Genomic DNA, 23,246 nt, shown 5'->3' with positions numbered 1-23,246 from the left:
ATCCGATCCACCGTACTATGCCGGACTGCCGCGCGGTCAGTGCGCGTGGGCTGTCGCCACACTTCCCGAGAGCGCGGAGCCGGCTCGCAGGGTGAGCGCGTTCAGCGCGACGATCACCGTGCTGAGCGACATCAGCAACGCGCCGACCGCTGGTGCGAGCACGATGCCATACGGTGCCAGCACGCCAGCAGCCAGTGGAATGGCGATGACGTTGTAGCCGAGTGCCCATCCCAGGTTCTCGAGCATCTTGCGGTAACTCCGGCGACTCAGCTCCAGCACCGTGACCACATCGCGCGGATCGTTGCGCACCAGCACCACGTCAGCGCTCTCGATCGCCACATCGGTACCAGCGCCGATGGCGATCCCCAGGTCAGCCGCGACCAAGGCCGGCGCGTCGTTGATCCCGTCGCCGACCATGGCGACGATGTGTCCCTCCTGCTGGAGCTGGCGGACGGAGTGCTGCTTGTCCTCAGGCAGCACTTCGGCCATGAAACGGTCGATACCGAGTTCCCGAGCCACCCACGATGCCACAGCCCGCTGGTCGCCGGTCAACATGGCGACACGGATCCCCACGCGATGCAGCAGTGCGACAGCTTCGCGCGACTCCGGTCGGATCTCGTCAGCCAGCGCGAAGGCGGCACGCGGCTCCTCGTCGACCAACAAGACGGCGATCGTCATGCCACGCTCTTCCTAGCGGGCTCGAGCCAGTCCGGTCGTCCGTCGAGCAAGCCGAGCCGTCCGACCGTGACCGTGTGGCCGTCGACACGCGCCGTGATACCGTGTCCAGGTATGGCACGCACGTCCTCGGCGACCGGTAGCGGCAGCGAGCGCTCGGCAGCCCGCTGGGTGATCGCCCGCGCGATCGGGTGCTCGGAACCGCTCTCGACGGCAGCAGCCAGCGCCAGCGCTCGCCCCTCGTCGAACCCCGGAGCCACGGCTGTCTCCACGACAGCGAACTCGCCCCGCGTGAGCGTCCCGGTCTTATCGAAGGCGACCGTATCGACGGCGCGAGTTCGCTCGAACGCTTGCCGGTTACGGATGAGAATGCCGCTCCGCGCCGAGAGACCGGTCGAGAGCGTGACCACCAGCGGGATAGCCAGGCCGAGCGCGTGGGGGCAGGCGATGACGAGCACCGTGACGGCTCGCGTCACCACGGTGGTGACATCACCGACGGCCAGCCAGCTGAGGAAGGTCACCGTACCGATGATGATCGCGATGATGGTGAGCCAGAAGGCGACCCGATCGGCCAGTGCCTGCAGGCACGTGCGTTCCTGCTGGGCGCGAGCGACGAGCTGCAGCACCTGGCCGAGGAACGACTCGCTTCCGACGTGCGTCACCCGGACGCGCAAGAGGCCAGAGCCGTTGATCGTCCCACCGATGACCGCGCTCCCCGGCTGCTTGGGTACCGGGCGCGACTCGCCGGTCACCGCCGCTTCGTTCACCTCCGATTCACCGTCGATGACAATGCCATCAGCCGGGATCCGCGCACCGGGACGGACGAGAACGATATCGTCAGGACGGAGTTCGGAGACCGGTACCTCGCGCACGCTGCCGTCCGGCTCGACCCGCTCCGCGGTGGCGGGGAGCAGCCGTGCCAGCGCCTCCAGTGCCCGTTGCGTCCGCCCGACGGCCCGCATTTCGAGCCAGTGCCCGAGCAGCATGACGACGATCAGCGTGGTCAGCTCCCAGAAGAACGGTTCGCCGGGGAAACCGAGCGTCGTGGCGAGGCTGTAGAGCAAGGCGACGGTGATCGCCAGAGCGACCAGCGTCATCATCCCAGGATGGCGGGCGCGCTGCTCGTCGCGGGCTCCTTGGAGGAAGATGATGCCCCCGCTGCATAGACGAAGAGCGAGAGCGCCAGTGCGACGATGGCAGCACCGGGTACGGTCGGGAGACCGAGCAGGTCGTGCAACGGGCTCTGGACGAGTACCACCGGGATCGTCGCAACGAGCGAGATCCAGAAGCGGCGCCGCAAGAGGCCTGGATCATGCCCCGCATGGGCAGCTGGCAGCGCACCCCAGTATACCCATAGGGGGTATCTTCGTCGAGCAGGCGCATGCGCGGCCAGCTGGTTCTCCGCGGTCAGCCGTTTCCCGGTACACGGGCTGCGCGCTCACGAATCGGAACCGTCTGGTGTCGCCTGACGCCGCTGGCCATACCGGTTCCAGCTGACGAGTTCGGCGAGCGGCTTGCGGCCGCGCTGCACCGGCGACGGCCTCGGGTCACGGGCCGAGAGGGGATAGCCGATGGCCACGATCGAGCGGGCTGTCCGCTCCTGGGGGATCCCGAGGATCCGCTTGGCCTCCGCTTGCTGTGCGGCGTCACCGTACCAAGCCACCCCGCCGCCGAGACCGAGAAGTTTGGCTGCGATGAGCAGTCGCTCGGTGACACGCCCCTCGTCGTAGGCCTCGCTGATCTCGCTCTGCCCATCGAGGACGATCGCGATGCCCAGCGGCGCACCGGCGAGCCAGGCGATCGGCGGGCGCAGCTGGCTCAGCTGCCGGAGAATCTCCCGATCGTCGATGACGATGAAGTGCCACGGTTGCGTATTGCGTGAGCTTCCTGTCCAGCGAGCGACTTCGAGCACCTGCCAGACCACAGCCTCGGGAACCGCGTCGGGCCGGTATTGCCGGATCTGCCGTACCTTGCGGATCTGTTCGAGCACGTCCGCGACATTCGCCAGCGCGGTCATGCTGACCTCCCCTCTTCGCCGTACCGTCCCCAGTGCCCAGTATGACACTGACGAAGTGTCCCCGCGGCCTCTCGTTCAACGGTGCCGCGCCACACCGATCCGGGGACAGAGGTCAGCGAGCACGCACTGCGAGCAACGAGGGAGGACGCCGGTACAGATATGCTTGCCGAAGGGAACGAGCAACCGGTTGATCTCGATCCAGTACTGCTGGGGCAGCTTCCGCTCGAGTTCCCGTAACGTCTGCTCGGGTGCCCGGGTCCGCACGTATCCCCAACGGTTGGTGATCCGGTGGACGTGGACATCGACCGCGATGCGTGGCAGACCGCAGGCGATCCCGAGGACGAGATGCGCGCACTTGGGGCCGACGCCGGGGAGCTGGAGCAGGAACGTCTCGTCACAGAGCCGCTTCTGGTCGGACTCGTGCTGGAGGCGCCCGGCGATGACGAGCAAATTGCGCGCCTTCGTCTCGGCGAAGGTGGCAGGCCGGAGCAGCGCGGCGAGTTCCGGCTCGGTGAGCTGCGCGAGGGCCTCCGGCGTGCGAGCACGCGCGAACAGACGCCGCGCGACCGGTACGGTGACCTCGTCGCGGGTTCGCACCGATACGATACAGGCGACGAGCACTTCGAACAGTGTCCGAAAGCCTTCTGCAGCCAGCTGGAACAAGGCTGCCGGTGGCAGCGAGCGCACCACCTCCCGCAGACGCCGGATCGCTTCGTCGATGTCGAAGGAGTCCGCCTCGCGCTGCATCGTCTCGTCCCTGCATCGGATCGTCATATCCCGGCCGGAGCATAACAGGTCCAGGCCCCGATTCGACGGTCCTGCGTCGAGCACGCTAGGATGGTGGACGGTAAAGGAGTGCGCATCCGTGGACGGCTGCGACCTTTCGGTCGTTATCGTCAGCTGGAACGTCCGGGAACTGCTCCCGGCCTGTCTGAACAGCCTCGCCCGCGAGCTCGCACGGAGCCGACTCGCGAGCGAAGTCATCGTCGTGGATAACGACTCGACCGACGGGACGGTCGAGCTGGTGCGCCAACGCTACCCGTGGGTACACCTCATCGCCCTGGAAGCGAATCGCGGTTTCGCCGCTGCGAACAACGTTGGAATCAGGGCAAGCCGCGGCGAGGCGATCCTCCTCCTGAACCCGGATACCGAAGTCCGCCCGGGCGCGATCAGCTGGTTATGGTCTGCGCTGCAGGCTGCCCCGCACGTCGGGCTGGTGGGAGCACGCTTGCTCAACCCCGACGGCTCCCTCCAATCGGCCGGCTACCGGTTTCCCGGCTACGTCCAGAACGTGCTCGACTTCTTCCCGATCCATCCGCGCCTCATCGGCTCGCGCCTGAACGGTCGCTTCGGTCCCGGTGACGGCCTCTCGCCGTTCGCGATCGACCATCCGTTGGGAGCGTGCATGCTCGTCCGGCGTGCGGTCATCGAGCAGGTGGGTGGACTCGACGAAGGCTACTTCTATTACAGCGAGGAGATCGACTGGTGCCGCCGGATCAGGGCGGCTGGTTGGACGATCCTGACTGCACCGGCAGCGTTGGTCGTCCACCACGCCGGGGGGAGTACGCGCCAGGTGTCGGCCCGGAGCTTTCTCGAGCTGCACCGGAGCCGGGCACGGTACTTTCGCCGCTGGCACGGTCCCCGCTTCGTCCAGCGGCTGGCATTGCTGGCATCGCTCGCCGCAGGCTGGTCGGCGCTCCGGGCGCACCTGACCGGCCGACCCGAGCTCGCCGAGCGAGCGTGTCTCCTGCAGGAGGCGGCGCGCATCTATCGCCAGGCATCGAGCGACGATGAACCAGCGTGATCCGTTACCGCTGTCCGTCATCGTTCTGACACTCAACGAGGAGCGACACCTCCCGGGCTGCCTGGAGAGCGTGCGTGGGCTGGGACGGCAACTCGTGGTCGTCGACTCCGGTTCGACCGACCGCACTGTGGAGATCGCACAGGCAGCCGGTGCCGAGGTGGTGACGCATCGTTTCGTCGACTTTCCCTCGCAGCGGAATGCGGCCCTGGCGCTGGCACGCGAGCCGTGGGTCCTCTTCGTCGATGCCGACGAACGGGTGACTCCGCAACTGGCTGAAGAGATCCGGGCTGCGCTCGCCCAGGGAGACGAGCGGGTCGCTGGCTTCTGGATCCCGACGCAGAACTGGATGTGGGGGAAATGGATCCGTGGCGGCGGGTGGTGGCCCGACGAGCATCTTCGCCTCCTGCGCGTCGGACGTGCCCGGTACCGCTCGGAGATCACCGTCCATGAGGTCGTCGAGCTGGACGGTGAGGCGCGACATCTGGCTTCACCGCTCGTGCACCTCAATTACGACTCGCGACGGGAGTTCGTGCGGAAACAGTTGTCCTATGCGCGTCTCGCTGCCCGCTCGCTCGTCCTGCAGGGCAGACGGCCGCGCCGCCGGACGTTCCTCGGGCAGCCCCTGCGCGAGTTCTGGCGTCGCTTCGTGACGCTCCGGGGATACCGCGATGGCCTCGACGGACTCTTCCTGGCGACGATGATGGCGTTCGCCACGCTGGTAACCTGGATCCTGGTCGTCCGCCTCTGGCGGCGGCGTGCACTGCGGCGGAGCCAACGAGTCACCGCGCTCGCCGAGCCAGCGGCCCTCGACGTCTCGGTCGTGATCGTGAGCTACCGGAGCCGCGCGCACCTTCCCGGATGCCTCGACTCGGTGCAGCAGAGCCTGGAGGCGAGCCAGCTGCGCGGCGAGGTCATCGTCGTCGACAACGCCTCACCGGACGGCTCGGCCGACCTGGTCGCCACGCACTATCCCTGGGTCCGCCTCGTCGCCAACTCGGCGAACCGGGGATTCGCGGCAGCAGCCAACCAGGGGATACAGCTCGCGCGCGGACGCGTCATCGTGCTCCTGAATCCGGACGCGCGGCTGGTCGGGGAAGCCCTCGGTCGTCTGGTACGGTTCCTCGACCAGCACCCGACAGCCGGTGCCGTCGGGCCGCGTCTCCGGTATCCGGATGGCCGCACGCAACCGTCACGGCGGCGTTTCCCGACCCTGCTGACCGGCTTTCTGGAGAGCACGCTCGTTCAGGACTACTGGCGCGACAACCGGGTCCTCCGGCGCTATTACGTTGCCGACCGGAGCGACGACGAGCTGCAAGAGGTCGACTGGCTGGTCGGAGCGTGCCTGGCGATCCGCCGCGAGGCGCTGGCAACGGTCGGGCTCTTCGACGAGCGCTTCTTCCTCTACTCCGAGGAAGTGGAATGGTTCTGGCGCGTGCGGCGAGCCGGTTGGCGCGTCTACTACCTCCCGGATGCCGAAGTCGTGCACGCCGAAGGGGGATCGAGCGAGCCGGAGTCGGCCTTCCGGCAGATTGCGTTCGATACAGCCAAGGTGCAACTGTTCCGGAGCCTGTACGGGCCGCTGGCCGCCGAGGTGCTCCGTGCCTTCCTCCTCCTCACCTATGCCGTCCGCTTCGCTCGCGAAGCTGCCAAGTGGCTGGTCGGGCACAAGCGTGTGCTCCGCTGGCGCCGTATGGCCCGCGACTGGCACGCGTTTCGCTCGCTCCTGCGACCCCGAATCGTCCGGATGTGGGCCGAACGTGGCTGACCGCTTGCCGATCGACCGAGCTGTCCTCTTCGTGACTGGCGAGTATCCCCCGCTCCGTGGGGGCGTCGGTGATTACACGGCGCGCCTGGCGGAAGCGCTCACCGACCACGGCTGGTCGGTGACGGTGGTGACGCGGCCGTCACCGGACCGAACTGCAACCAGTCCAGCGATCCGCGTGACGACCGGTTGGGGCTGGCGACTCCGGGAGATACTCCAGGAACTCTACGCTCAGGGCTGGCGCGGCATCGTCCACCTCCAGTACCAGGCCGGAGCCTTCGACCTGCAAGGGCGCATCGCCCTCTTGCCCCAACTGGCGCATCCGTTCCCGGTCGTCACGACGTTCCATGACCTGCGCGTTCCGTACCTCTTCCCCAAGGCCGGCCCGCTCCGGCATCTCGTTCTGCGCTGGCTGGCCCGGACCAGCGCTGCTGTCGTCGTGACCAATCCGGAGGACGAACGGGCGGTACGCCGCTGGGACATTTCCGGCGCACGACTCTGGCGTATCCCGATCGGCTCCAATCTCCCGGCTCCGCGCGATCCGCGAGCCGCCCGCCAGCGACTCGGTCTGCCGCGCCAGCAACCGCTGGTCGCCTTCTTCGGCTTCCGGCAACCGGAGAAGGGGCTGGAGACACTGATCGCGGCGATCGCACGCCTGCCCGAACCGCGTCCACTGCTCGTTTTGCTCGGTGGCGACCGACCGGACACGCCCGGCGCACGCGCCGGTGACGCGACCGCCTACCGGGACATCGCCGCCGTACCGCTCGTCGATCTCGGGTACCGCCCAGCTCAGGACGTCGCCGATCTTCTGGCAGCAGCCGACGTCGTCGCGCTCCCGTTCCGGGACGGAGCGAGCCTCCGGCATGGCAGCTTGATCGCCGCGCTGGCGTCCGGCGCAGCGCTCGTCACCACGCGGCCAGCCGATCCGACTCTCCTCTTCCCGCTCCGCGACGGCGAGCACTGCTGCCTCGTCCCGCCAGACGATCCGACAGCACTCGCGCAGGCACTGGCCGGTCTCCTCGCTGACCCCACGCGTCGCGACCAGCTACGGGCGGGCGCCCGCACCGTTGCCGCCGCGTTCGCCTGGGAACGGATCGCCCAGCGCCATGCGCAGCTGTACGAGGTGGTCCGACAGTGGTCCAGATACTCGTGGGGCGACTGAAGGGATCGAGCAGCGACATCGCTCGGATCGCCGCGTCGATGGCGTACTGCACAGAACTCGGTTGACCAGCCGCTACGCACTGGACGCAGACTGCGGACCGTGCGCCTGGTGCGGCCGTACGACCGGCGAACCGTTCGCCCCGACGCGGTACACTTGTGTTCTGCAGCGAACGTTCCGCTGCAGCTCTGGAACCATGACCAGGAGGAAGGCCGTGCGGTACTTCTTGAAGACCGACCGTGGTCAGCCAGCGCGGGAACTGGACGAGGCGACCGGCCAGCAGATCCTCCACCGCGGCCGGCACGAGGGGCGTCGGGTGGTCGAGCTGTTCGTCCTCCATCCGGACGGCCGGATCGACCGTTATCAGGAGCGCGCCCGGCGCAAGCTCGGCAGTAACGCGATCGTGAGCCGGACGTGGCTGGTGGAAACCTACCACCCGGATCGGCCCGGCCAGTGGGCGGACGATCGCTACGTTCCCTCCCCCGAAGAGGCGCTGGCCGAAACCGAACCGGTACCGGAAGCGGTCGTCCTCGTCCTGCTCGGAGCCGAGGAAGACGACGAGCCGGTCCTCGCCCAGCTCACCGCGTTGCAGGCACAGCGCTCCTGAGTTCCCGACCGGTGGACTCGTGACAGCGAGACCGCAGCCGGACCGCGCGTACGACGGGACGGCAGCACGGATGCTTCCGCTCCGGCCGTTCCGTGCTGTCCGCTACGCCCCGGAGCGGGTCGGTGACCTGGCAGCCGTGCTCGGCCCGCCCGACGATGTGCCGAGCGCGGAGCTTGCTGCTGCCTTGGCTGCCCAGCATCCGTATCATTGTCTGCATCTCGAGGTTCCGGATGCTGATGGTCAACAGTTCACGCAAGCTGCCCGCCGGTACCGGATCTGGCGTGCCGAGGGAGTGCTCCAGCGCGATGCCCAGCCAGCCTGCTACGTCTATGCCCACCGTTTCGCACTCGAAGGAGTTCGCTTCGAACGGCTCGGTGTCTTGCTCGTCGCCTCGCTCGATCCGGTCGCGGGTGCACGACTGCTCCCGCACGAGGGGACGACAACCGAACTCGTCGAGCGCCGCCTCCGTCAGCTCGAAGCCGTCCAGGCGCACGCCGGCGCGGTCTACGCGATCTGGGCTGGGGACGGTGCGCTGCGACAAGCACTCGAGGCGATCGTTCGTGACGAACCACCGCTCTGGTCGGTAACGGTGAACGGCGACGAGCACCGCCTCTGGGCGGTGACCGGTGCTCGTGCACAGGAACTCGCTGCGCTCGCTACCAGTCGCCCGCTGGTCGTCGCTGACGGACACCACCGCTACGCGGCTGCCCAGCGCCTCGCCGAGCGAGCCAGAGTCAGCGATCCAAGCGCCGACCCACGTGCCTGGGTGCCCGTGCATGTGGTCGACGCGGCCGACCCGGCATTGGTTGTCCGTCCGATCCACCGCGTGCTGTCCTGGCTGCCCTGCGACTGGGACACGCTCCGAGCCCATCTCGCCCGACACGCAGCGGTCGACTCGCTCACCCCCCGACCGCTCGACGGTGTCGTCCAGCTGGCCGGTGACCTCGCGCGCTCGCGCCGTCCGCACGTCCTGTTGCTCCATCGCCAGGAACTCCTGGCCGTCGAACTCCCCACCGGTGCCGACGGTGAGCCGGACGCCGTCGTGGTCGACAGGCTGCTCCTGCGGCACGTCTGTGCGCTCGACCAGGCCACGATCGAGCGAGTGGCCACCTACACGCCCGACACCAGCGAGGCAGTTGCTGCCGTGCAGTCCGGTCGGGCTGTGCTGGCGGTCTTGCTCCGTCCCACCCCGCTGGCGACCATCCTCGCCCGGGCGCAGGCCGGTCAGCTGCTACCACCGAAGACGACCTACTTCTTCCCGAAGTTGCCACAGGGGATCGTGTTCTACGACCTTGCCGACCCGCTCACGCTCGGCTGAGGCCACCCCTTCCCCCCAGAGAACCGCCGGCACCAGTCGGTGCAGCGCACCGGTGGATCACCAGCCGAAGCGAGGAGAGGCACCACGAAAGCCGCCGCGGGTACGGCGGCCGACAGTCGTTGCGCGGATGCGCTCCATTCAGCGGCGGGCGAACACGACGCTGGCCAGACTGAGCACGGCGACCGCGATCCCGGCGACGACGCAGCTCACGACCATCGCGCTGACGGCCGTCTCGCCGCTGACGAAGGGTGCGGCGGCGATCCAGAGGCCGGTCGGGACGTTGGCCAGTCCGACCCAGCGGAGGCCTGGCGAGAGCGCCAGCTCAGCGATCGCGAACATGACGATACAGCCGCCGAAGAAGGTCGCGCTCAGGCGGGTCACGTCGTAGAGCCAGGCATCGGGAATGACATAGGGGGACGCCGCGATCCAGAGCCCGATGACCATGACGAGCGCGGCGACGTAGTCCCAGAAGGCCGACGACTGGCGCTGGGCAGTAGCCATCGCGATCCGCTCCTCTCCCTCGCTTCCTTCCCGTCCAGTGGCGCGCGGGCGACCGCGCTGCACACCGCGCCGATTGTAGCGGAGCTGGCCCGGGAAGCAAACCGCCCCGGGATAGCCCCGGGGCGGTCGCTCGCCTGTGATCAGCTCGTGACCTCGATCGTCACGGTGTCGAGCAACGGATCGGTGCTCTCCAGCACGCCGGTCGCGCCGTAGTCGAGGTAGCAGGTGACGGTGTAGGTGTTCCCCGCACTCCCATCGACCAGGATCAGGTTCGCTGTCGCGACGTTGTTCGCACCGCTCGTCACCACGGCGGTGGTGCCGGACGTGCTCGCGGTCGGCGCTCCGCCCCAGCGGGCTGTCGCACCGCCGGTGCTCTCGAAGTGCAAGAGCACCGGGATACCGGTCGGCGTATTGGGGTCGAGGTCACAGCGGGCCTGGGTAGTAACCGTTCCGCTCCCGGCGAGGCTGGACGCCGGTACGGTGTAGTTCGGAGCCGAGCCGCTCACACCGCCCTGAAGTGTCAGCTCACCGCTGACGGTCGCCACCCACGTCACCTGGCTCGTGTCGGCCAGCTCGCCGACGTCTTGCAGACCGTTCTGGTTGATATCCCACCAGGCGGTCACCGTGTTCGTCACGGCGGTGTCGTTGCTGAAGGCGAACGAGGCTCGACCGTCGCTGTCGGTCGTCGCCGACCCGGTCGCGGGGTCGGGAGAACCCTCGCTGCTGACACGGAAGCGGATCGTGCGGCCCTCGAGCGGCGAGCCGTCCGCGGTGAGCGTGGCGGTCAGGGTGACCTCCTCGCCGGTCTTGGCCAGCGTGACACTCGGCTCGAGGCGGAGGGCGAAGTTCTCGAGCGTGAGTGCCGGGTGGCGGGTCGGCGTGAGGACGAAGACGCCCGAGCCGTCACCAGCGACCTGGTAGTTGACGACGTTCGAGACGCCGACAAGGAAGCCGCTCCCGCTGCCCGCCCCGTCGGTGACGCCGACCAGGGCCGTCCCGGTGAAATTACGCGGCACGCTCGTGAAGGTCGTCCCGAAGTCGGTCGGGTACGGGTAGATGACGGCGTAGCCACCGGCTGGTACGGCGACGAGCACTGGATTCTCGCTGGTACCCACCTGGCTGGGCGGCACTGCGGCCCCGCTCGCGCTCAGGATCTGGACATTAGCCAGCTGCTGCCGGCTGGTCGGATTGAAGAGCGTGAAGCCGCTGATGTCACCCTGGCCGTTCGTGTCACCCACCTGGAACAGCGGCAAGGCCAGCGTGTGCGTGAACCAGGCCCGACCGGTAACCTGCCCAGCAGTCGCGGACTGCGTTTCAGCCGCCGACCAGCTCTGCTTGCTCCCGGAGAAGTCGGGGGCTGCCGGCGCAATATAGCTCATCGCCTGGCCCTGTCCTGGGCCGGCTCGATACTTCACCTCGTCGACCGCCGCGGCGAACGGACGCTGCCCACTGATGACGACGGCATTGACGCGAGCTGGGTCGACGCTCGGAACGGCGCTGATATCCGGGCGATAGATGAAGGCGCTCTCCCCGGCTGGAGCGTGATCGTCGAAAGTTCCGGTGGCACGACCTGGGCTACACCGTTCCGGTCGAAGTAGGTGAACGTCAAGGTGTTCGAGTTGGAGGAGTCGAGATTCACCACCGTGATACCGGTGTTCCAGTTGTTGAAATCGCGAAAGACGATCGGCGCATAACGCGTCGTTGCAGTGACACGCGGCACACCCTCGTTGGTGAGCAGCATGCGCCACTCCGGCTTGTACCGCTCCGCGACGACCGCGACGCCGGTCGAGGTGGCATCGACGAAGGCAGCACCGACCCATTCGGGCGGGACAACGCTGGAGAGATCGATCGTCCAAGTCTGGCCAGCACTCAGCGTCTGGTTCAGCGTGTAGGTCTGTTCACCGGCAGTGACACCGCGCGAGCGCCGCAGCGTGACGGTCACCTGGTTGAGCTGGTTGCGCAGGTTGGCGATCTTGATCACCGTGCGCCAGTTGCTGTTCGTCTGGACGACCGGGAGAACCCAGTTACGGCCGAAGTTGGCCGCTTCCCAGTCGTCATCGCGGATCCCAGTCGCGCCAGAGACGCTCTGGAAGGCGCTCGTCGTGCGCAGGTCGATGCCGAGCGCGCTCGGCCCACCATGCTTCTCGACGACGGCGATCGCTGGGTTGCAGGCAACCGTGCAGATGCCGAGTTCGCTGAGAATGGCCTGGCTCGTATCGGTGAAGCTCGCTTCGATGACCAACCCGGCGCTGCCGCCGCTCGGCACGAGGCCGAACCCCGCCAGCTCCGCCGCGGTGAACGCCCGGGCCGCCCGTGGTGCCAGCGTGAAGGGGCCCTGGATGGTACCGCCGATGCGCTGGTTCCGCACGCGAATCTCGATCGGCAAAGCCTCGAGGTTCTGGACGACGACGGTGCTCCAGAGCGGGCCGAAGCCGCCGGGCAATGTTTCGCCGTTATAGACAGCAGCGAGCGTGACGCGGGATTGCTGCTCGCTGAGGGGTGGCGCTGCAGACACGCTCGGCACGAGCATCACGAGACTGCTCGCAGCGAGCACGAGGGCCGTAGCGATTCGGAGCAACCGCGACGCTCGTCGACCGGTTCGCATGGGTGACCTCCTTCCCTGTGACTGACTGCTCGGTTCGGTACCAGCCTGGCTAGGACGAGGTGCAGCAGTCACCCGCTCTTTCGAGAAAACACCGGTGCGGAGCGCTCACCGAGACACCCGGCTCCAGCCGCTCTCAATGGTATGACGATCGAGGAACGGGTACGGTTTCAGTGCCCCACGCGAGCCGCTCAGGGGGTAGACGAAAACGGACGGTGCCGGTGGGGGCTCGGCACCGTCCGGTCGTGAGGAGGAGTACGGGGCTGCGCGAGACTGCGTGCTCCGTTCGACCCACCCCGACGATACCAGCAGGCGTGGCCAAGGAGTTTGCGGAGCCATGAATGTTCGGCACGTCAGTCGCGTGCCAGCGGTAACGTAAAGCCGACGACCGCACCACCCTCTGGTGCGTTCTCGGCCCAGACACGACCACCGTGGAGCTGTACGAGATGCTTCGCGATCGCTAGCCCCAGCCCACTGCCAGAACTCGAGCGAGCCCGGTCGCCCTTGAAGAACCGCTCGAAGACGCGGTCGATCTCCTCGCTCGGAATACCCGGGCCAGTGTCGCGGACGCGGACATGCACTGCATTCTCGTCACGCGCGAGTTCGAGCCGCACGCAGCCGTCCTCTGGCGTGAATTTCAGCGCGTTATCGAGCATGTTCGCCAGTACCTGGACGATCCGGTCGGGATCGCAGGGAACGGGCGGTAATCGATCGTCAGCCACCAGTTCGAGCCTGATCCGTTTGGCGTCCGCTCGGGGACGAAACCGCTCGAGCGTCGAACGCGCGAGCGTCACCAGGTCGGTCAGTACGCGAGCGAGATGCAGTTGGCCACTTTCGGCCTTGGTCAGCTCCAGGAGCTGGCTCACCAGACGGGTCAGGTGTTCGACCTCGGTCGCGATGCGGCGCAGAAAGTCCTCGGCTACTGCACGGTCAGCGAGCGCTCCGTCGAGGAGTGTGTCGACCAGCGCCTGCAATGCAGCAAGCGGCGTGCGGAGGTCGTGCGAGACGTTGGCCACGAAGTCACGGCGGATCGTCTCCGTCCGCCGCAGTTCGGTGATGTCGCGCAGGACGAGCGTGACCAGCGGCTGCTCGGCACCGTGAAGCACGGAGGCCAGCGCCTGGACACTACGCCGGGGGCGTCCGAGTTCGACGAAACGCCCCGGCTGCGTATCCGACCCGGCGAGTGCCTGGGCAACGAGCTCGTTCAGCTCGTAGTCACGCACCACCTCCGGATACGGCCGCCCGACAGCGCTGTCGCGTGCGCCGGCCAGAAGGTTCCGAGCCGCCCGGTTCAGTCCAACGACACGTCCCTCCGGATCGATCAGGACGACACCGTCGCTCAGGTGGTCGAAGAGCGCAGCCAGCTGGTGCTGGCGTGCCTGGGCCTGCTCCAGTTCGCGTTCGAGGTAGCGAAAGGACTCGCCGAGCTGGTTCAGGAGCGCATCGAGCGCATCGTCGCCGAGGAGTGGGCGCTGGAGCGGGGCCACCGACGGGTGTTCGCGCCGGAGCCGATCGAGCGCTGCCGCCAGGCGCTCGTGCAGCGACCAGCGCTGCCAGGCCCAGACCATGAGCGCACCGGCGAGCATTCCGAGTCCAACTGCGAGCAGGAGTGTCCACATCGCTCTCCGCCCTCAGATGCGAGTGTAAACGGGAGAAGTCGGTGGGCGTGTGACGAACCGATGGCACTCAGCGCGCCATCGCTTGTACGTGCCGCACCGTCAGACGGTATCCGACGCCACGAACGGTCTCGATCAGCCGCGGTTGGCGCGGATCGTCCTCGAGCTTCTCGCGCAACCCGTGGACGTGGACAGCCAGTGTGCGATGATCACCGAACGTTTCGTAACCCCAAACGGCCCGAAGGATTTCCTCGGAACGACAGACGCGTTCGCGATGTCGCGCCAGGTAGACGAGCAAGTCGAACTCGCGCGGCTTGAGCGTGATCTCTTGTGTCCCGCGCCAGACACGCCGCTGCGCGAGATCGATCCGGAGCGGGCCAACCGTCAAGACATCGCCGGTTGCCGGTTCGCTCCGCAGTTCGCGCGCGAGCAGCTCGCGTCGACGGAGCAGGGCCTTGACACGGGCAAGCAGCTCGCGCATCGAGAACGGTTTGGTCAGATAGTCGTCAGCACCGAGTTCCAGACCGAGCACCCGGTCGATCTCGTCGTCGCGGGCTGTCAGGATCAGAATCGGTACCGTGCTCTGCTCGCGCAAGCGTCGACAGACTTCGAAGCCGTCGAGGCCGGGAAGCATGACGTCGAGAATAACGAGGTCGGACCGGAGCGCTGGAGCCCGTTCCAACGCAGCCTCGCCGTCGGACAGGACGATCACGTCGTGGCCAGCCCGCTCCAGGTTGTACCGGATGGTTACCTGCAACGTTTCGTCGTCTTCGACGAGCATGATGCGGGCCATCGGCCTCCTCCCGATGTCGAGTGTACCAGTCATCGAACAGGCCCAGACGTCGACGCTGTGTTCAGCCGGCTGGTAGGATTCCGCACACGTTCGGGAGGCGCGGGATGGACGCGCGTGTCGCCTGGCTCGGTTTCCATGCGATCGAGAGGATCAGCCTGCAAAGGCTGGAACGGTTGCTCGCGCACTACGGGACAGTACAGGAAGCCTGGAACGCGCCGGAAGCCGAGCTGCGGGCACTCGGCCTACCGGAAGGGCCGCTCGCTCGCCTGGTCGCTGCGCGCCGTGCCGGCCTTCCCCACCGGATTCTCGAGGCGGCCGAGCGGGCCGGTGCCCGGGTTCTCGTCTATCCGGACGAGGAATATCCGCCGCTCCTGCGCGAAATCGCGAGCCCACCGCTCGCACTCTTCGTGAAGGGTACGATCGAGCCGGCGGACTCGCGGGCGGTCGCGCTGGTCGGCACGCGGCAGGCATCGAGCTACGGTGTGCAGGTCGCCCGGACGTTCGCCACCGAGTTCGCCCAGGCTGGTGTAACCGTCGTGAGCGGGCTGGCGCGAGGTATCGACCGGGCAGCGCACGAGGCAGCGCTCGATGCCGGCGGACGGACGGTCGCCGTGCTGGGAACAGGGATCGATGTCGTCTATCCGGCTGGGCATCGTTTCCTGGCTCAGCGGATCGCCGAACAGGGAGCGCTGGTGACGGAGTTCCTGCCGGGAACGCCGCCGCATGCCGGTAACTTCCCGATCCGGAACCGGATCATCAGCGGCCTCTCGCTCGGAGTGATCGTCGTCGAAGCGCCCGAGCGGAGCGGGGCACTCATCACGGCCAACTTCGCGCTCGACCAGAACCGCACTGTCTACGCCGTACCCGGACCGATCTTCTCGAGCGGAGCAGCAGGCATCGTCCGGCTCCTGCGCGAGGGGGCGATACCGGTCGGCTCGGCCCAGGACGTACTCGCGGATCTGCAGCTCGAGGCGCGACAGCTCCCGCTCGCGACGCCGCCAGTCGTTCCGGAGCACGCCCGACCGGTCTTCGCTGCACTCGGTACCGAGCCGAAGCACATCGACGAGCTCGCAGCGGAGGTCGGAATGGGTATCGCACAGCTGAGCGCGCTCCTGCTCGAACTGCAACTGGAAGGACTGGTCACGCACCTCGGTGCACAGCATTACGCGCTCGCCGTACCCGCGCTGGCGAGAGGAGGCAAGCGATGATGTGGGCCGTGATACCGGCTGGCGGAAGCGGCACGCGCCTCTGGCCAGCCAGCCGCCGCAACCGACCCAAGTTCTTGCTGCCGCTTCCGGGTCCGCAATCGATGCTGCAGGCGACCTGGGAACGCCTGCGGCCGCTCGTCCCTGCGCACCATTGCTTCGTCGTCACCGGCGCGGCGCATGTCGCAGCGGTCCGCGAACACCTCCCCGAGCTGCCCGCTGACCGGATCATCGCCGAACCGTCTCCGCGGGGTACCGGTCCGGCGATCGGCCTGGCAGCGTTCCTCATCGCCCGGCACAGCCCCAGTGCGCTGATGGGCTCGTTCGCCGCCGACCACTACGTGGCCGACCCGGAAGCGTTCCGGCGAGCGGTTCGGGCCGGGTTGCGAGCGGCCAGCGAGGGCTATCTGGTCACGATCGGGGTACCGGCCCGCTATCCGGAGACTGGGTACGGCTATATCCGAGTTGGGGAACCGCTCCTCACCGCGGAAGGGTTGACGGTCCACCGGGTCCAGCAGTTCAAGGAGAAACCGGACCGGGCGACCGCCGAGGAATACGTGCGTTCCGGGGAATACTGCTGGAACGCGAGCATGTTTCTCTGGCGCGTCGATAGCTTTCTCGAGACGCTCCGTCGCCTGCTCCCGGACGTGTACGCACCGCTAGCAGCGATCGCGGCCTGCTGGGATGCTCCGGAGGCCGAGCAGTGTTTTGCCGAGTACTGGCCGCGGATACCGGAAATCACCATCGATCACGGTATCATGGAACGGGCCGACGAGGTCGCAGTCGTTCCCGCCGACTTTGGCTGGGCCGATCTCGGTGACTGGCATGGGCTCGCGCACCTCCTGGCAGACGATGCCGACGATTCGGTCGTGCTGGGTTGCGAGCACCTGGGACTGGACACCCGTGCTACGCTCATCTATGGCGGCCGTCGACTGGTGGTGACGCTCGGCGTCGAGGACCTGGTGGTCGTCGACACCGATGACGTGCTGCTGGTCGCACACCGCTCGCGGGCACAAGCGGTCCGCGAGGTGGTCCGTCGTCTCGAAGAACTCGGGCGGCACGACCTGCTCTGAGGCTCGTGGAGCAGGCACTGGTTGCCGAGACATCCATAGAGGGGGACGATGGCAACGAAGAAGAAAACGACGAAGAAGACGACAGCGAAGAAGGGAAGCACGAAGCAGGTGACGACGCGCACGACCGGTAGCACGGCGAGTGCGGAGGGGAAGGCGCTCGTCATCGTCGAGTCACCGGCCAAGGCGCGGACGATCAGCCGGTTCCTGGGGCCGTTGTACACGGTGAAGGCCTCGATGGGGCACGTGCGCGACCTGCCGAAGAGCAAGCTCGGTGTCGACGTCGCGCACGACTTCCAGCCGACCTACACGGTACTGAAGGAGAAGCAGCCGGTCGTCAAGGAACTCAAAGAAAGCGTGCAGAAGGCACGCGAGTTGATCCTGGCGACCGACCCGGACCGCGAGGGCGAGGCGATCGCCTGGCACCTCATCGAGGCGACGCAAGCGCACGACAAGCCGGTGCGGCGGATCGTCTTCCACGAGATTACCGAGGACGCGATCCGCGAGGCGCTGGCGCATCCGCGCGGGATCGACATGCGGCTTGTCAACGCGCAGCAGGCGCGCCGGGTGCTCGACCGTCTGGTCGGCTACGAGATCAGCCCCCTCCTCTGGCGGAAGGTCAAGGGTGGTCTCTCGGCCGGGCGTGTCCAGTCGGTCGCCTTGCGCCTCGTCGTCGATCGGGAACGCGAGATCCAGTCGTTCGTGCCGCAAGAATATTGGACGATCGACGTCGACCTCGTACCGGAAGTGAACGGTGCGCGCGAGCCGACACCGTTCACTGCGTCGCTGGCACGCATCCGGGGAGAAAAGCCAGAACTGCCGAACGAGGAGACAGCCCAGGCCGTCGCGCGCGAGCTGGAGGCTGCCCGGTACTGGGTCGTCTCGGTCAAAGAGCGTCAGAAGCAGCGACGACCCGCCCCACCGTTCACGACAAGCACGCTGCAGCAGGAAGCTGGACGGAAGCTGCGCTTTCCGGTCAGCCTCACGATGCAGCTGGCCCAGCAGCTCTACGAGGGCGTGGAACTCGGCCCGGAGGGCAGCGTCGGTCTCATCACCTATATGCGCACGGACTCGACACAGGTCGCGGCCTCTGCACAAGAACGGGCCCGCGAGGTGATCGCTGCGCGCTGGGGTACCGACTTCCTGCCCGAACGGCCCCCCGTCTACGCCAAGAAGGCCAAAGGAGCACAGGAAGCGCACGAGGCGATCCGGCCGACCGATCCAGCGCGCGACCCGGAGTCGGTACGTCCGTACCTCACACCACGTCAGTACCAGCTCTACCGGCTCATCTGGGAGCGTTTCATCGCCAGCCAGATGGCCCCAGCTGTCTACGACACCGTGACGGTCGAGATCGCAGCTGGCCCAGAGGCCGGCAGTGATGCGCCCTATCTCCTGCGGGCGAGCGGCTCGGTGGTGCGCTTCCCCGGTTTCCTCGTCGTCTACCGCGAGGGACGTGACGAGGAGGAAACGGACGAACTCGACCAGCGGCCATTGCCGCCGCTCACAGAGGGAGAACGGCTGCGCCTGCTGGCTGTCCGGCCGGAGCAGCACTTCACGCAGCCGCCACCGCGCTACACCGAGGCGACGCTGGTCAAGACGCTCGAAGAACTCGGTATCGGCCGGCCGAGCACCTACGCGCCGACGATCGAGACGCTCAAGCAGCGCCGGTACGTGGTCGTCGAAGACCGCAAGCTGGTACCGACCGAGCTCGGTACGCTGGTGACCGATCTCCTCGTCCAGCACTTCCCGGACGTCGTCGACGTCACCTTCACCTCTCGCCTGGAGGAAGAGCTGGACGAGATCGCCTCGGGCGAGCGCGAGTGGGTACCGGTGGTGCGGGAGTTCTACGAACCGTTCCACCGACAGGTGGAAGCGGCCGAGCGGAATATCGAGCGCGTGCGGATCGCCGATCAGCCGACGGACGAAGCCTGCGAGCTGTGCGGGCGGCCGATGGTGATCAAGGAGAGCCGGTACGGCCGGTTCCTCTCCTGCTCCGGCTTCCCCGAGTGCAAGAACAAGCGGCCGCTGCTCGAGAAGATCGGTGTCACCTGCCCGCAGTGCGGCGAGGGTGAGCTCGTCCAGCGGCGGAGCAAGAAGGGTCGCATCTTCTACGGCTGCAGCCGGTATCCTGAGTGCACCTTCGTGAGCTGGGAGCGGCCGACCGGTGAGCGGTGTCCCCAGTGCGGTGGGCTCCTCGTCGTCAGCCAGCGCCGTGGCCAGGAAAGCGTCCACTGCTCGTCCTGTAGCTACCGCCCCGCGGAAGAGGCTGCAGCAGTCGAGGTGTGAGCAGGGGGTATACTTGAGGAGTTGACGGCCACACCGGCCGCAGGAGGATGACAGCGTGCGCGAGGGCGCGATCTGGCACGGGACGACCATCCTGGGCGTCCTGCGCGACGGACGGGTGGCGATCGCCGGCGACGGGCAGGTGACGGCCGGTGACGTGGTGCTCAAACACCGTGCACGCAAGATCCGCGCTCTCGCGGGTGGGCGCGTGCTCGCCGGGTTCGCCGGAGCGGTCGCTGATGCGCTGGCGCTCTTCGAGAAGTTCGAGCAGCAGCTGCGCGCAGCCGACGGCGACCTCCGTCGCGCGGCCGTCGAGCTCGCCAAGGAGTGGCGAACCGATCGCTATCTCCGGCGTCTCGAGGCGCAGCTTCTCGTCGCCGATCCCGGTCAGATCCTGATGATCTCGGGAGACGGCGACGTGATCGAGCCCGACGATGGGATCGCAGCGATCGGGACCGGTGGGCCGTACGCTGCTGCAGCAGCACGGGCACTGCTCCGGCACACCCGGATGAGCGCAGTCGAGATCGCTCGTGCGGCCATGGAGGTAGCCGCCGACCTGTGCGTCTATACCAATCATGCGGTGACGATCCTCACCGCACCACCAGAGCGCGGAGATGATGAATACACTGATGACACCCAACGTTCGCCCTGAACGGGGCACGATTCCCTTGACGCCAGCCGAAATCGTCGCCGAGCTCGACCGGTACATCGTCGGGCAGCAGGAGGCGAAACGGGCGGTCGCGATCGCGATCCGGAACCGCTGGCGCTGGCAACAGCTGCCGGAAGAACTCCGGCGCGACATCGTCCCGAAGAACATCCTCATGATCGGACCGACCGGGGTCGGCAAGACAGAAATCGCTCGCCGTGTCGCCAAGCTGGTCGACGCACCGTTCGTCAAGGTCGAGGCAACGAAGTTCACCGAAGTCGGCTACGTCGGTCGTGACGTCGAGTCGATCATCCGGGAACTCGTCGAAGTCAGCATCAGCATGCTCCACGGCGAACGGCTGGAGGCAGTGCGCGAGGAAGCGTCGCGCGCAGCCCTCCAGCGCTTGGCCGATCTGCTGGTGGAGCAGCGCGAGCGTCGCCGGGCCAAGCGCCACGGTCAGGAGGGCGAGAAGGAAGAGGCGGAGCCGCCAGAGGAACGGCGCAAGCGCGAGCGGCGGATGGCCCGCGAGCGCCGGCGCCTGCTCGAACTCCTCTCCCGCGACGGGATGGAGGACGAGACGATCGAACTGGACCTCGAAACCGAGTTCGATCTCTTCGTCACGCCGTATGCCGAGAACGGGGGACTCGACCTCGAGGAGTTCGAGGAGACGGTCGCTGATCTGCTCGAATCGCTGCAGACACGGCGACGGACGCGGCGTGTCTCCATCCGGGAAGCCCGGCGCATCCTGACACAGCAGGAGGCCCAGCGACTCGTCGACTTCGATGCCGTCGTCGAGGCAGCGGTCAAGCGGGCCGAGGAGAGCGGTATCGTCTTCATCGACGAGATCGACAAGCTGATCACGAAGGACGGCGAGTACGGGCCGGACGTCTCCGGTGAAGGCGTGCAGCGCGACCTCCTCCCGATCGTCGAAGGCTCGGTCGTGATGACACGCTACGGCCCGGTGCGGACGGACCATATCCTGTTCATCGCAGCCGGAGCGTTCCACAACGCGAGTCCGTCCGACCTGATTCCGGAACTCCAGGGACGCTTTCCGATCCGCGTCGAGCTGCACCGCTTGACCGAGGACGATCTCTACCGCATCCTGACGGTTCCGGAGAACGCGCTGACCCGTCAGTATCGCGAACTCTTGCGCGTCGAGGGTGTCGAATTGGACTTCACCGAAGATGGGTTGCGCGAGATCGCGCGACTCGCAGCACTGGTCAACAGTCGTGCCGAGGATATCGGTGCGCGGCGCCTGGCAACGATCATGGAGAAAGTGATCGAGGAAATCAGCTTCCGGGCTCCGGAATTCGCGGGCCAGACGGTGCGGATCGGCCCCGACTACGTCCGCCAGCGGGTCGGTGAGATCGTCGCTGACGAGGACCTCAGCAAGTTCATCCTGTGAACGGATGGAGGGAACAGATGCACGAACCCCGACCGATCCGTCGCCTCTCGGTGTTGATCCCGGTCTACAACGAGGTGCGGACGGTCGGGGAAGTCCTTCGCCGTGTCCGAGCGGTCGAGCTCCCGTACGAGCTCGAACTGGTCGTGGTCGACGACGGTTCGACCGATGGGACGCGGGAGTACTTGCAGGGAGAAGCAATGCAGTCACGCGATCTCGTCCTGATCTGTCATCCGGAAAACCGCGGGAAGGGTGCAGCCATCCGCTCGGCACTAGCTGCCGCGACCGGCGACGTCTTGATCGTCCAGGATGCCGACCTCGAGTACGATCCGCGTGACTATCCCCGTTTGCTCCGACCGATCGTCGAGGGAAGAAGCCAGGTCGTCTACGGCTCGCGCTTCCTCGGTGAGCACAAGGCGATGTATTTCTGGCACTGGGTCGGCAATCGCTTCCTCACACTCGTCACGAACCTGCTCTACGATACGACACTGACCGACATGGAAACCGGTTACAAAGTGTTCACCGCGGAGGTCGCCCGTCAGTTGCGGTTGCGCAGCGACCGCTGGGGGTTCGACCCCGAAATCACGGCCCAGATCTTGAAGCGGGGCTACCGGATCTACGAAGTGCCGATCTCCTACAACGGGCGCGAGTACTGGGAAGGCAAGAAGATTACCTGGCGAGACGGCCTGACGGTTCTGTGGACGCTGCTCCGCTGCCGCCTTTTCGATCGTTGACAGGCAGGTGAGACGATGGAGACGGTACTCGCCGTCGATTTCGGAGCGACCAACTTGCGTGCTGCGGTCGTCCGCCGCGACGGAACCCTCCTCTACCATCGGCAGACGGCGACCGGTGCGCGCGATGGTGTCGTCGCAGTTATCGAGCGGATCGCCCGGTTGGTCGAACAGGTGGCGAGTGACGCCAGCCTCGACCGGTCCGTTCCGGTCGGCATCGTCGCGCCGGGGCCGCTGGAACCCGCGACCGGTGTCGTCCTCTTCGCGCCGAACCTGGTCGGATGGCAACACGTGCCGTTGCGCACACTCCTGGAAGAGCGCCTCGGTCGTCGGGTCGTGCTCGGCAACGACGGGAACGGGGCAGCCCTCGGTGAGGTACTGTTCGGGGCAGCCAAGGGATGCCGCCACCTCGTGCATGTCATGCTGGGCACCGGGGTCGGAGGCGGCGTGATCTCGCATGGCCAGCTCATCGAAGGGGTACGTGGCCTCGGCACCGAGATCGGGCACGTTTCGGTCGATCCGACCGGGCCACGGTGTAGCTGCGGTGGTGTTGGCTGTATCGAAGCCTACATCGGCGGTTGGGCGCTCGCCAGAGACGGTGAAGCACTCGTCCGTTCGGGTCGCTCGGAACGCCTGCGCGAGCTGGCTAGTGATGGCCCGGTGACAGCTGCGCATGTAGTCGAAGCTGCCCGCACGGGGGATAATGCTGCCCAGGCGATCCTCGAGAACGCTGCACGCGCCCTCGCGCAAGGACTCGCTGGGCTCGTCAACGTGTTCAACCCGGAACTGATCGTGCTCGGGGGAGGAGTCGCTCGGGCAGGGGAATTCTTGCTCGACCCATTGCGCCGCTGGCTCCCGGTCTACGCGATTCACTATATCGTCGAGCACGTCGAGCTTCGCCTCTCGGCACTCGGCGACGACACGGGACTGTACGGTGCCGCCGCTCGCGCCTTCCTGGCGAGCGAAGGAAGCGGAGCGGAAATCCGGCTCCCCTGACCGGACCCGAGAGGACGGCCATCGTGGGCGTGCCGTCCACCGGCACACGATCTGCCAGA

At 67.1% G+C, this 23,246-nt stretch carries 20 protein-coding genes and 1 pseudogene; 12 read left to right on the top strand and 9 right to left on the bottom strand.

Annotated features, from left to right (window positions below):
• Positions 1-36: 36 nt before the first annotated feature.
• The 4 genes and pseudogenes from OO015_RS14195 to OO015_RS06475 form a co-directional block, all read right to left on the bottom strand.
• A pseudogene (locus OO015_RS14195) lies at positions 37-1,772 on the bottom strand (heavy metal translocating P-type ATPase).
• On the bottom strand, positions 1,772-1,975 hold the full coding sequence (locus tag OO015_RS06485; protein WP_265940418.1) for a hypothetical protein: 204 nt from the start codon (positions 1,973-1,975) through the stop codon (positions 1,772-1,774). The pseudogene OO015_RS14195 and the gene OO015_RS06485 overlap by 1 nt, the downstream one beginning before the upstream one ends.
• A 138-nt stretch (positions 1,976-2,113) precedes the next feature.
• Positions 2,114-2,692: a nitroreductase family protein gene (locus tag OO015_RS06480; RefSeq protein WP_265940417.1), complete on the bottom strand. Its 579-nt coding sequence runs from the start codon at positions 2,690-2,692 to the stop codon at positions 2,114-2,116.
• 75 nt (positions 2,693-2,767) lie between these two features.
• Entirely contained in the window at positions 2,768-3,439 is a 672-nt protein-coding gene (locus OO015_RS06475; RefSeq protein WP_265940416.1) for an endonuclease III domain-containing protein, read from the bottom strand.
• Between the two features lie 118 nt (positions 3,440-3,557).
• On the opposite strand from OO015_RS06475, the gene OO015_RS06470 reads away from it, so the two are divergent.
• The 5 genes from OO015_RS06470 to OO015_RS06450 all read left to right on the top strand — a co-directional run bounded on the left by OO015_RS06470 (position 3,558) and on the right by OO015_RS06450 (position 9,342).
• Positions 3,558-4,496, top strand: a complete 939-nt coding sequence (locus OO015_RS06470) for a glycosyltransferase family 2 protein (protein WP_265940415.1) — start codon at positions 3,558-3,560, stop codon at positions 4,494-4,496.
• Complete coding sequence (locus tag OO015_RS06465) at positions 4,483-6,261, top strand: glycosyltransferase (RefSeq protein ID WP_265940414.1); 1,779 nt, start codon at positions 4,483-4,485, stop codon at positions 6,259-6,261. The genes OO015_RS06470 and OO015_RS06465 overlap by 14 nt, the downstream gene beginning before the upstream one ends.
• Positions 6,254-7,420, top strand: a complete 1,167-nt coding sequence (locus tag OO015_RS06460; protein WP_265940413.1) for a glycosyltransferase — start codon at positions 6,254-6,256, stop codon at positions 7,418-7,420. Before OO015_RS06465 ends, OO015_RS06460 begins: the two co-directional genes overlap by 8 nt.
• A 211-nt stretch (positions 7,421-7,631) precedes the next feature.
• Positions 7,632-8,024 (top strand): hypothetical protein, encoded by a 393-nt coding sequence (locus OO015_RS06455; RefSeq protein WP_265940412.1) that lies wholly within the window; start codon positions 7,632-7,634, stop codon positions 8,022-8,024.
• A gap of 19 nt (positions 8,025-8,043) precedes the next feature.
• The gene (locus tag OO015_RS06450; RefSeq protein ID WP_265940411.1) at positions 8,044-9,342 is read left to right on the top strand and encodes a DUF1015 domain-containing protein; all 1,299 of its coding nucleotides are present in this window, start codon (positions 8,044-8,046) and stop codon (positions 9,340-9,342) included.
• A 138-nt stretch (positions 9,343-9,480) separates the two neighbouring features.
• On the opposite strand, the gene OO015_RS06445 is transcribed toward OO015_RS06450, so the two are convergent.
• From OO015_RS06445 to OO015_RS06425, 5 genes are all read right to left on the bottom strand, one after another.
• Positions 9,481-9,843, bottom strand: a complete 363-nt coding sequence (locus OO015_RS06445) for an SPW repeat domain-containing protein (protein WP_265940410.1) — start codon at positions 9,841-9,843, stop codon at positions 9,481-9,483.
• A gap of 140 nt (positions 9,844-9,983) precedes the next feature.
• Positions 9,984-11,222, bottom strand: coding sequence for an Ig-like domain-containing protein (locus OO015_RS06440; RefSeq protein ID WP_265940409.1), 1,239 nt, complete (start codon positions 11,220-11,222; stop codon positions 9,984-9,986).
• A gap of 32 nt (positions 11,223-11,254) precedes the next feature.
• Positions 11,255-12,448, bottom strand: coding sequence for a hypothetical protein (locus OO015_RS06435; protein ID WP_265940408.1), 1,194 nt, complete (start codon positions 12,446-12,448; stop codon positions 11,255-11,257).
• A gap of 350 nt (positions 12,449-12,798) precedes the next feature.
• A complete protein-coding gene (locus OO015_RS06430; protein ID WP_265940407.1) occupies positions 12,799-14,064 on the bottom strand; it encodes a sensor histidine kinase in 1,266 nt (421 codons plus the stop codon).
• Between the two features lie 67 nt (positions 14,065-14,131).
• On the bottom strand, positions 14,132-14,854 hold the full coding sequence (locus OO015_RS06425; RefSeq protein WP_265940406.1) for a response regulator transcription factor: 723 nt from the start codon (positions 14,852-14,854) through the stop codon (positions 14,132-14,134).
• 104 nt (positions 14,855-14,958) lie between these two features.
• Here OO015_RS06425 and dprA point away from each other — a divergent pair, with 104 nt between their 5' ends.
• The 7 genes from dprA to OO015_RS06390 are packed head-to-tail and all read left to right on the top strand — an operon-like array spanning position 14,959 to position 23,187.
• Positions 14,959-16,062 carry a DNA-processing protein DprA gene (gene dprA / locus OO015_RS06420; RefSeq protein ID WP_265940405.1) on the top strand — a complete coding sequence of 368 codons (1,104 nt, stop codon included), beginning with the start codon at positions 14,959-14,961 and terminating at the stop codon, positions 16,060-16,062.
• Complete coding sequence (locus OO015_RS06415; protein ID WP_265940404.1) at positions 16,059-17,132, top strand: mannose-1-phosphate guanylyltransferase; 1,074 nt, start codon at positions 16,059-16,061, stop codon at positions 17,130-17,132. Before dprA ends, OO015_RS06415 begins: the two co-directional genes overlap by 4 nt.
• A gap of 48 nt (positions 17,133-17,180) precedes the next feature.
• Positions 17,181-19,415, top strand: a complete 2,235-nt coding sequence (gene topA / locus OO015_RS06410; RefSeq protein ID WP_265940403.1) for a type I DNA topoisomerase — start codon at positions 17,181-17,183, stop codon at positions 19,413-19,415.
• Between the two features lie 55 nt (positions 19,416-19,470).
• Positions 19,471-20,064: an ATP-dependent protease subunit HslV gene (gene hslV / locus OO015_RS06405; RefSeq protein WP_265940402.1), complete on the top strand. Its 594-nt coding sequence runs from the start codon at positions 19,471-19,473 to the stop codon at positions 20,062-20,064.
• A complete protein-coding gene (hslU, locus tag OO015_RS06400; protein WP_265940401.1) occupies positions 20,027-21,463 on the top strand; it encodes an ATP-dependent protease ATPase subunit HslU in 1,437 nt (478 codons plus the stop codon). The genes hslV and hslU overlap by 38 nt, the downstream gene beginning before the upstream one ends.
• Before the next feature lie 17 nt (positions 21,464-21,480).
• On the top strand, positions 21,481-22,194 hold the full coding sequence (locus OO015_RS06395; protein WP_265940400.1) for a glycosyltransferase family 2 protein: 714 nt from the start codon (positions 21,481-21,483) through the stop codon (positions 22,192-22,194).
• 15 nt (positions 22,195-22,209) lie between these two features.
• Positions 22,210-23,187: an ROK family protein gene (locus tag OO015_RS06390; protein ID WP_265940399.1), complete on the top strand. Its 978-nt coding sequence runs from the start codon at positions 22,210-22,212 to the stop codon at positions 23,185-23,187.
• Positions 23,188-23,246 lie beyond the last annotated feature (59 nt).

Source organism: Thermomicrobium sp. 4228-Ro, from assembly GCF_026241205.1.
Taxonomy (GTDB): Bacteria; Chloroflexota; Chloroflexia; order Thermomicrobiales; family Thermomicrobiaceae; genus Thermomicrobium.
This window is presented reverse-complemented; position numbering and strand designations above follow the sequence as displayed.

Excerpts from the sequence above, each read along its gene's own strand:
- hslU (WP_265940401.1), top strand. The coding sequence starts at position 20,027 with ATGATGAATACACTGATGACACCCAACGTTCGCCCTGAACGGGGCACG.
- OO015_RS06395 (WP_265940400.1), top strand. The coding sequence starts at position 21,481 with ATGCACGAACCCCGACCGATCCGTCGCCTCTCGGTGTTGATCCCGGTC.
- OO015_RS06435 (WP_265940408.1), bottom strand. The coding sequence starts at position 12,448 with ATGCGAACCGGTCGACGAGCGTCGCGGTTGCTCCGAATCGCTACGGCC.
- OO015_RS06415 (WP_265940404.1), top strand. The coding sequence starts at position 16,059 with ATGATGTGGGCCGTGATACCGGCTGGCGGAAGCGGCACGCGCCTCTGG.
- OO015_RS06430 (WP_265940407.1), bottom strand. The coding sequence starts at position 14,064 with ATGTGGACACTCCTGCTCGCAGTTGGACTCGGAATGCTCGCCGGTGCG.
- OO015_RS06480 (WP_265940417.1), bottom strand. The coding sequence starts at position 2,692 with ATGACCGCGCTGGCGAATGTCGCGGACGTGCTCGAACAGATCCGCAAG.
- OO015_RS06465 (WP_265940414.1), top strand. The coding sequence starts at position 4,483 with ATGAACCAGCGTGATCCGTTACCGCTGTCCGTCATCGTTCTGACACTC.
- topA (WP_265940403.1), top strand. The coding sequence starts at position 17,181 with ATGGCAACGAAGAAGAAAACGACGAAGAAGACGACAGCGAAGAAGGGA.
- OO015_RS06475 (WP_265940416.1), bottom strand. The coding sequence starts at position 3,439 with ATGCAGCGCGAGGCGGACTCCTTCGACATCGACGAAGCGATCCGGCGT.
- OO015_RS06390 (WP_265940399.1), top strand. The coding sequence starts at position 22,210 with ATGGAGACGGTACTCGCCGTCGATTTCGGAGCGACCAACTTGCGTGCT.
- OO015_RS06425 (WP_265940406.1), bottom strand. The coding sequence starts at position 14,854 with ATGGCCCGCATCATGCTCGTCGAAGACGACGAAACGTTGCAGGTAACC.
- OO015_RS06440 (WP_265940409.1), bottom strand. The coding sequence starts at position 11,222 with ATGAGCTATATTGCGCCGGCAGCCCCCGACTTCTCCGGGAGCAAGCAG.
- dprA (WP_265940405.1), top strand. The coding sequence starts at position 14,959 with ATGGACGCGCGTGTCGCCTGGCTCGGTTTCCATGCGATCGAGAGGATC.
- OO015_RS06445 (WP_265940410.1), bottom strand. The coding sequence starts at position 9,843 with ATGGCTACTGCCCAGCGCCAGTCGTCGGCCTTCTGGGACTACGTCGCC.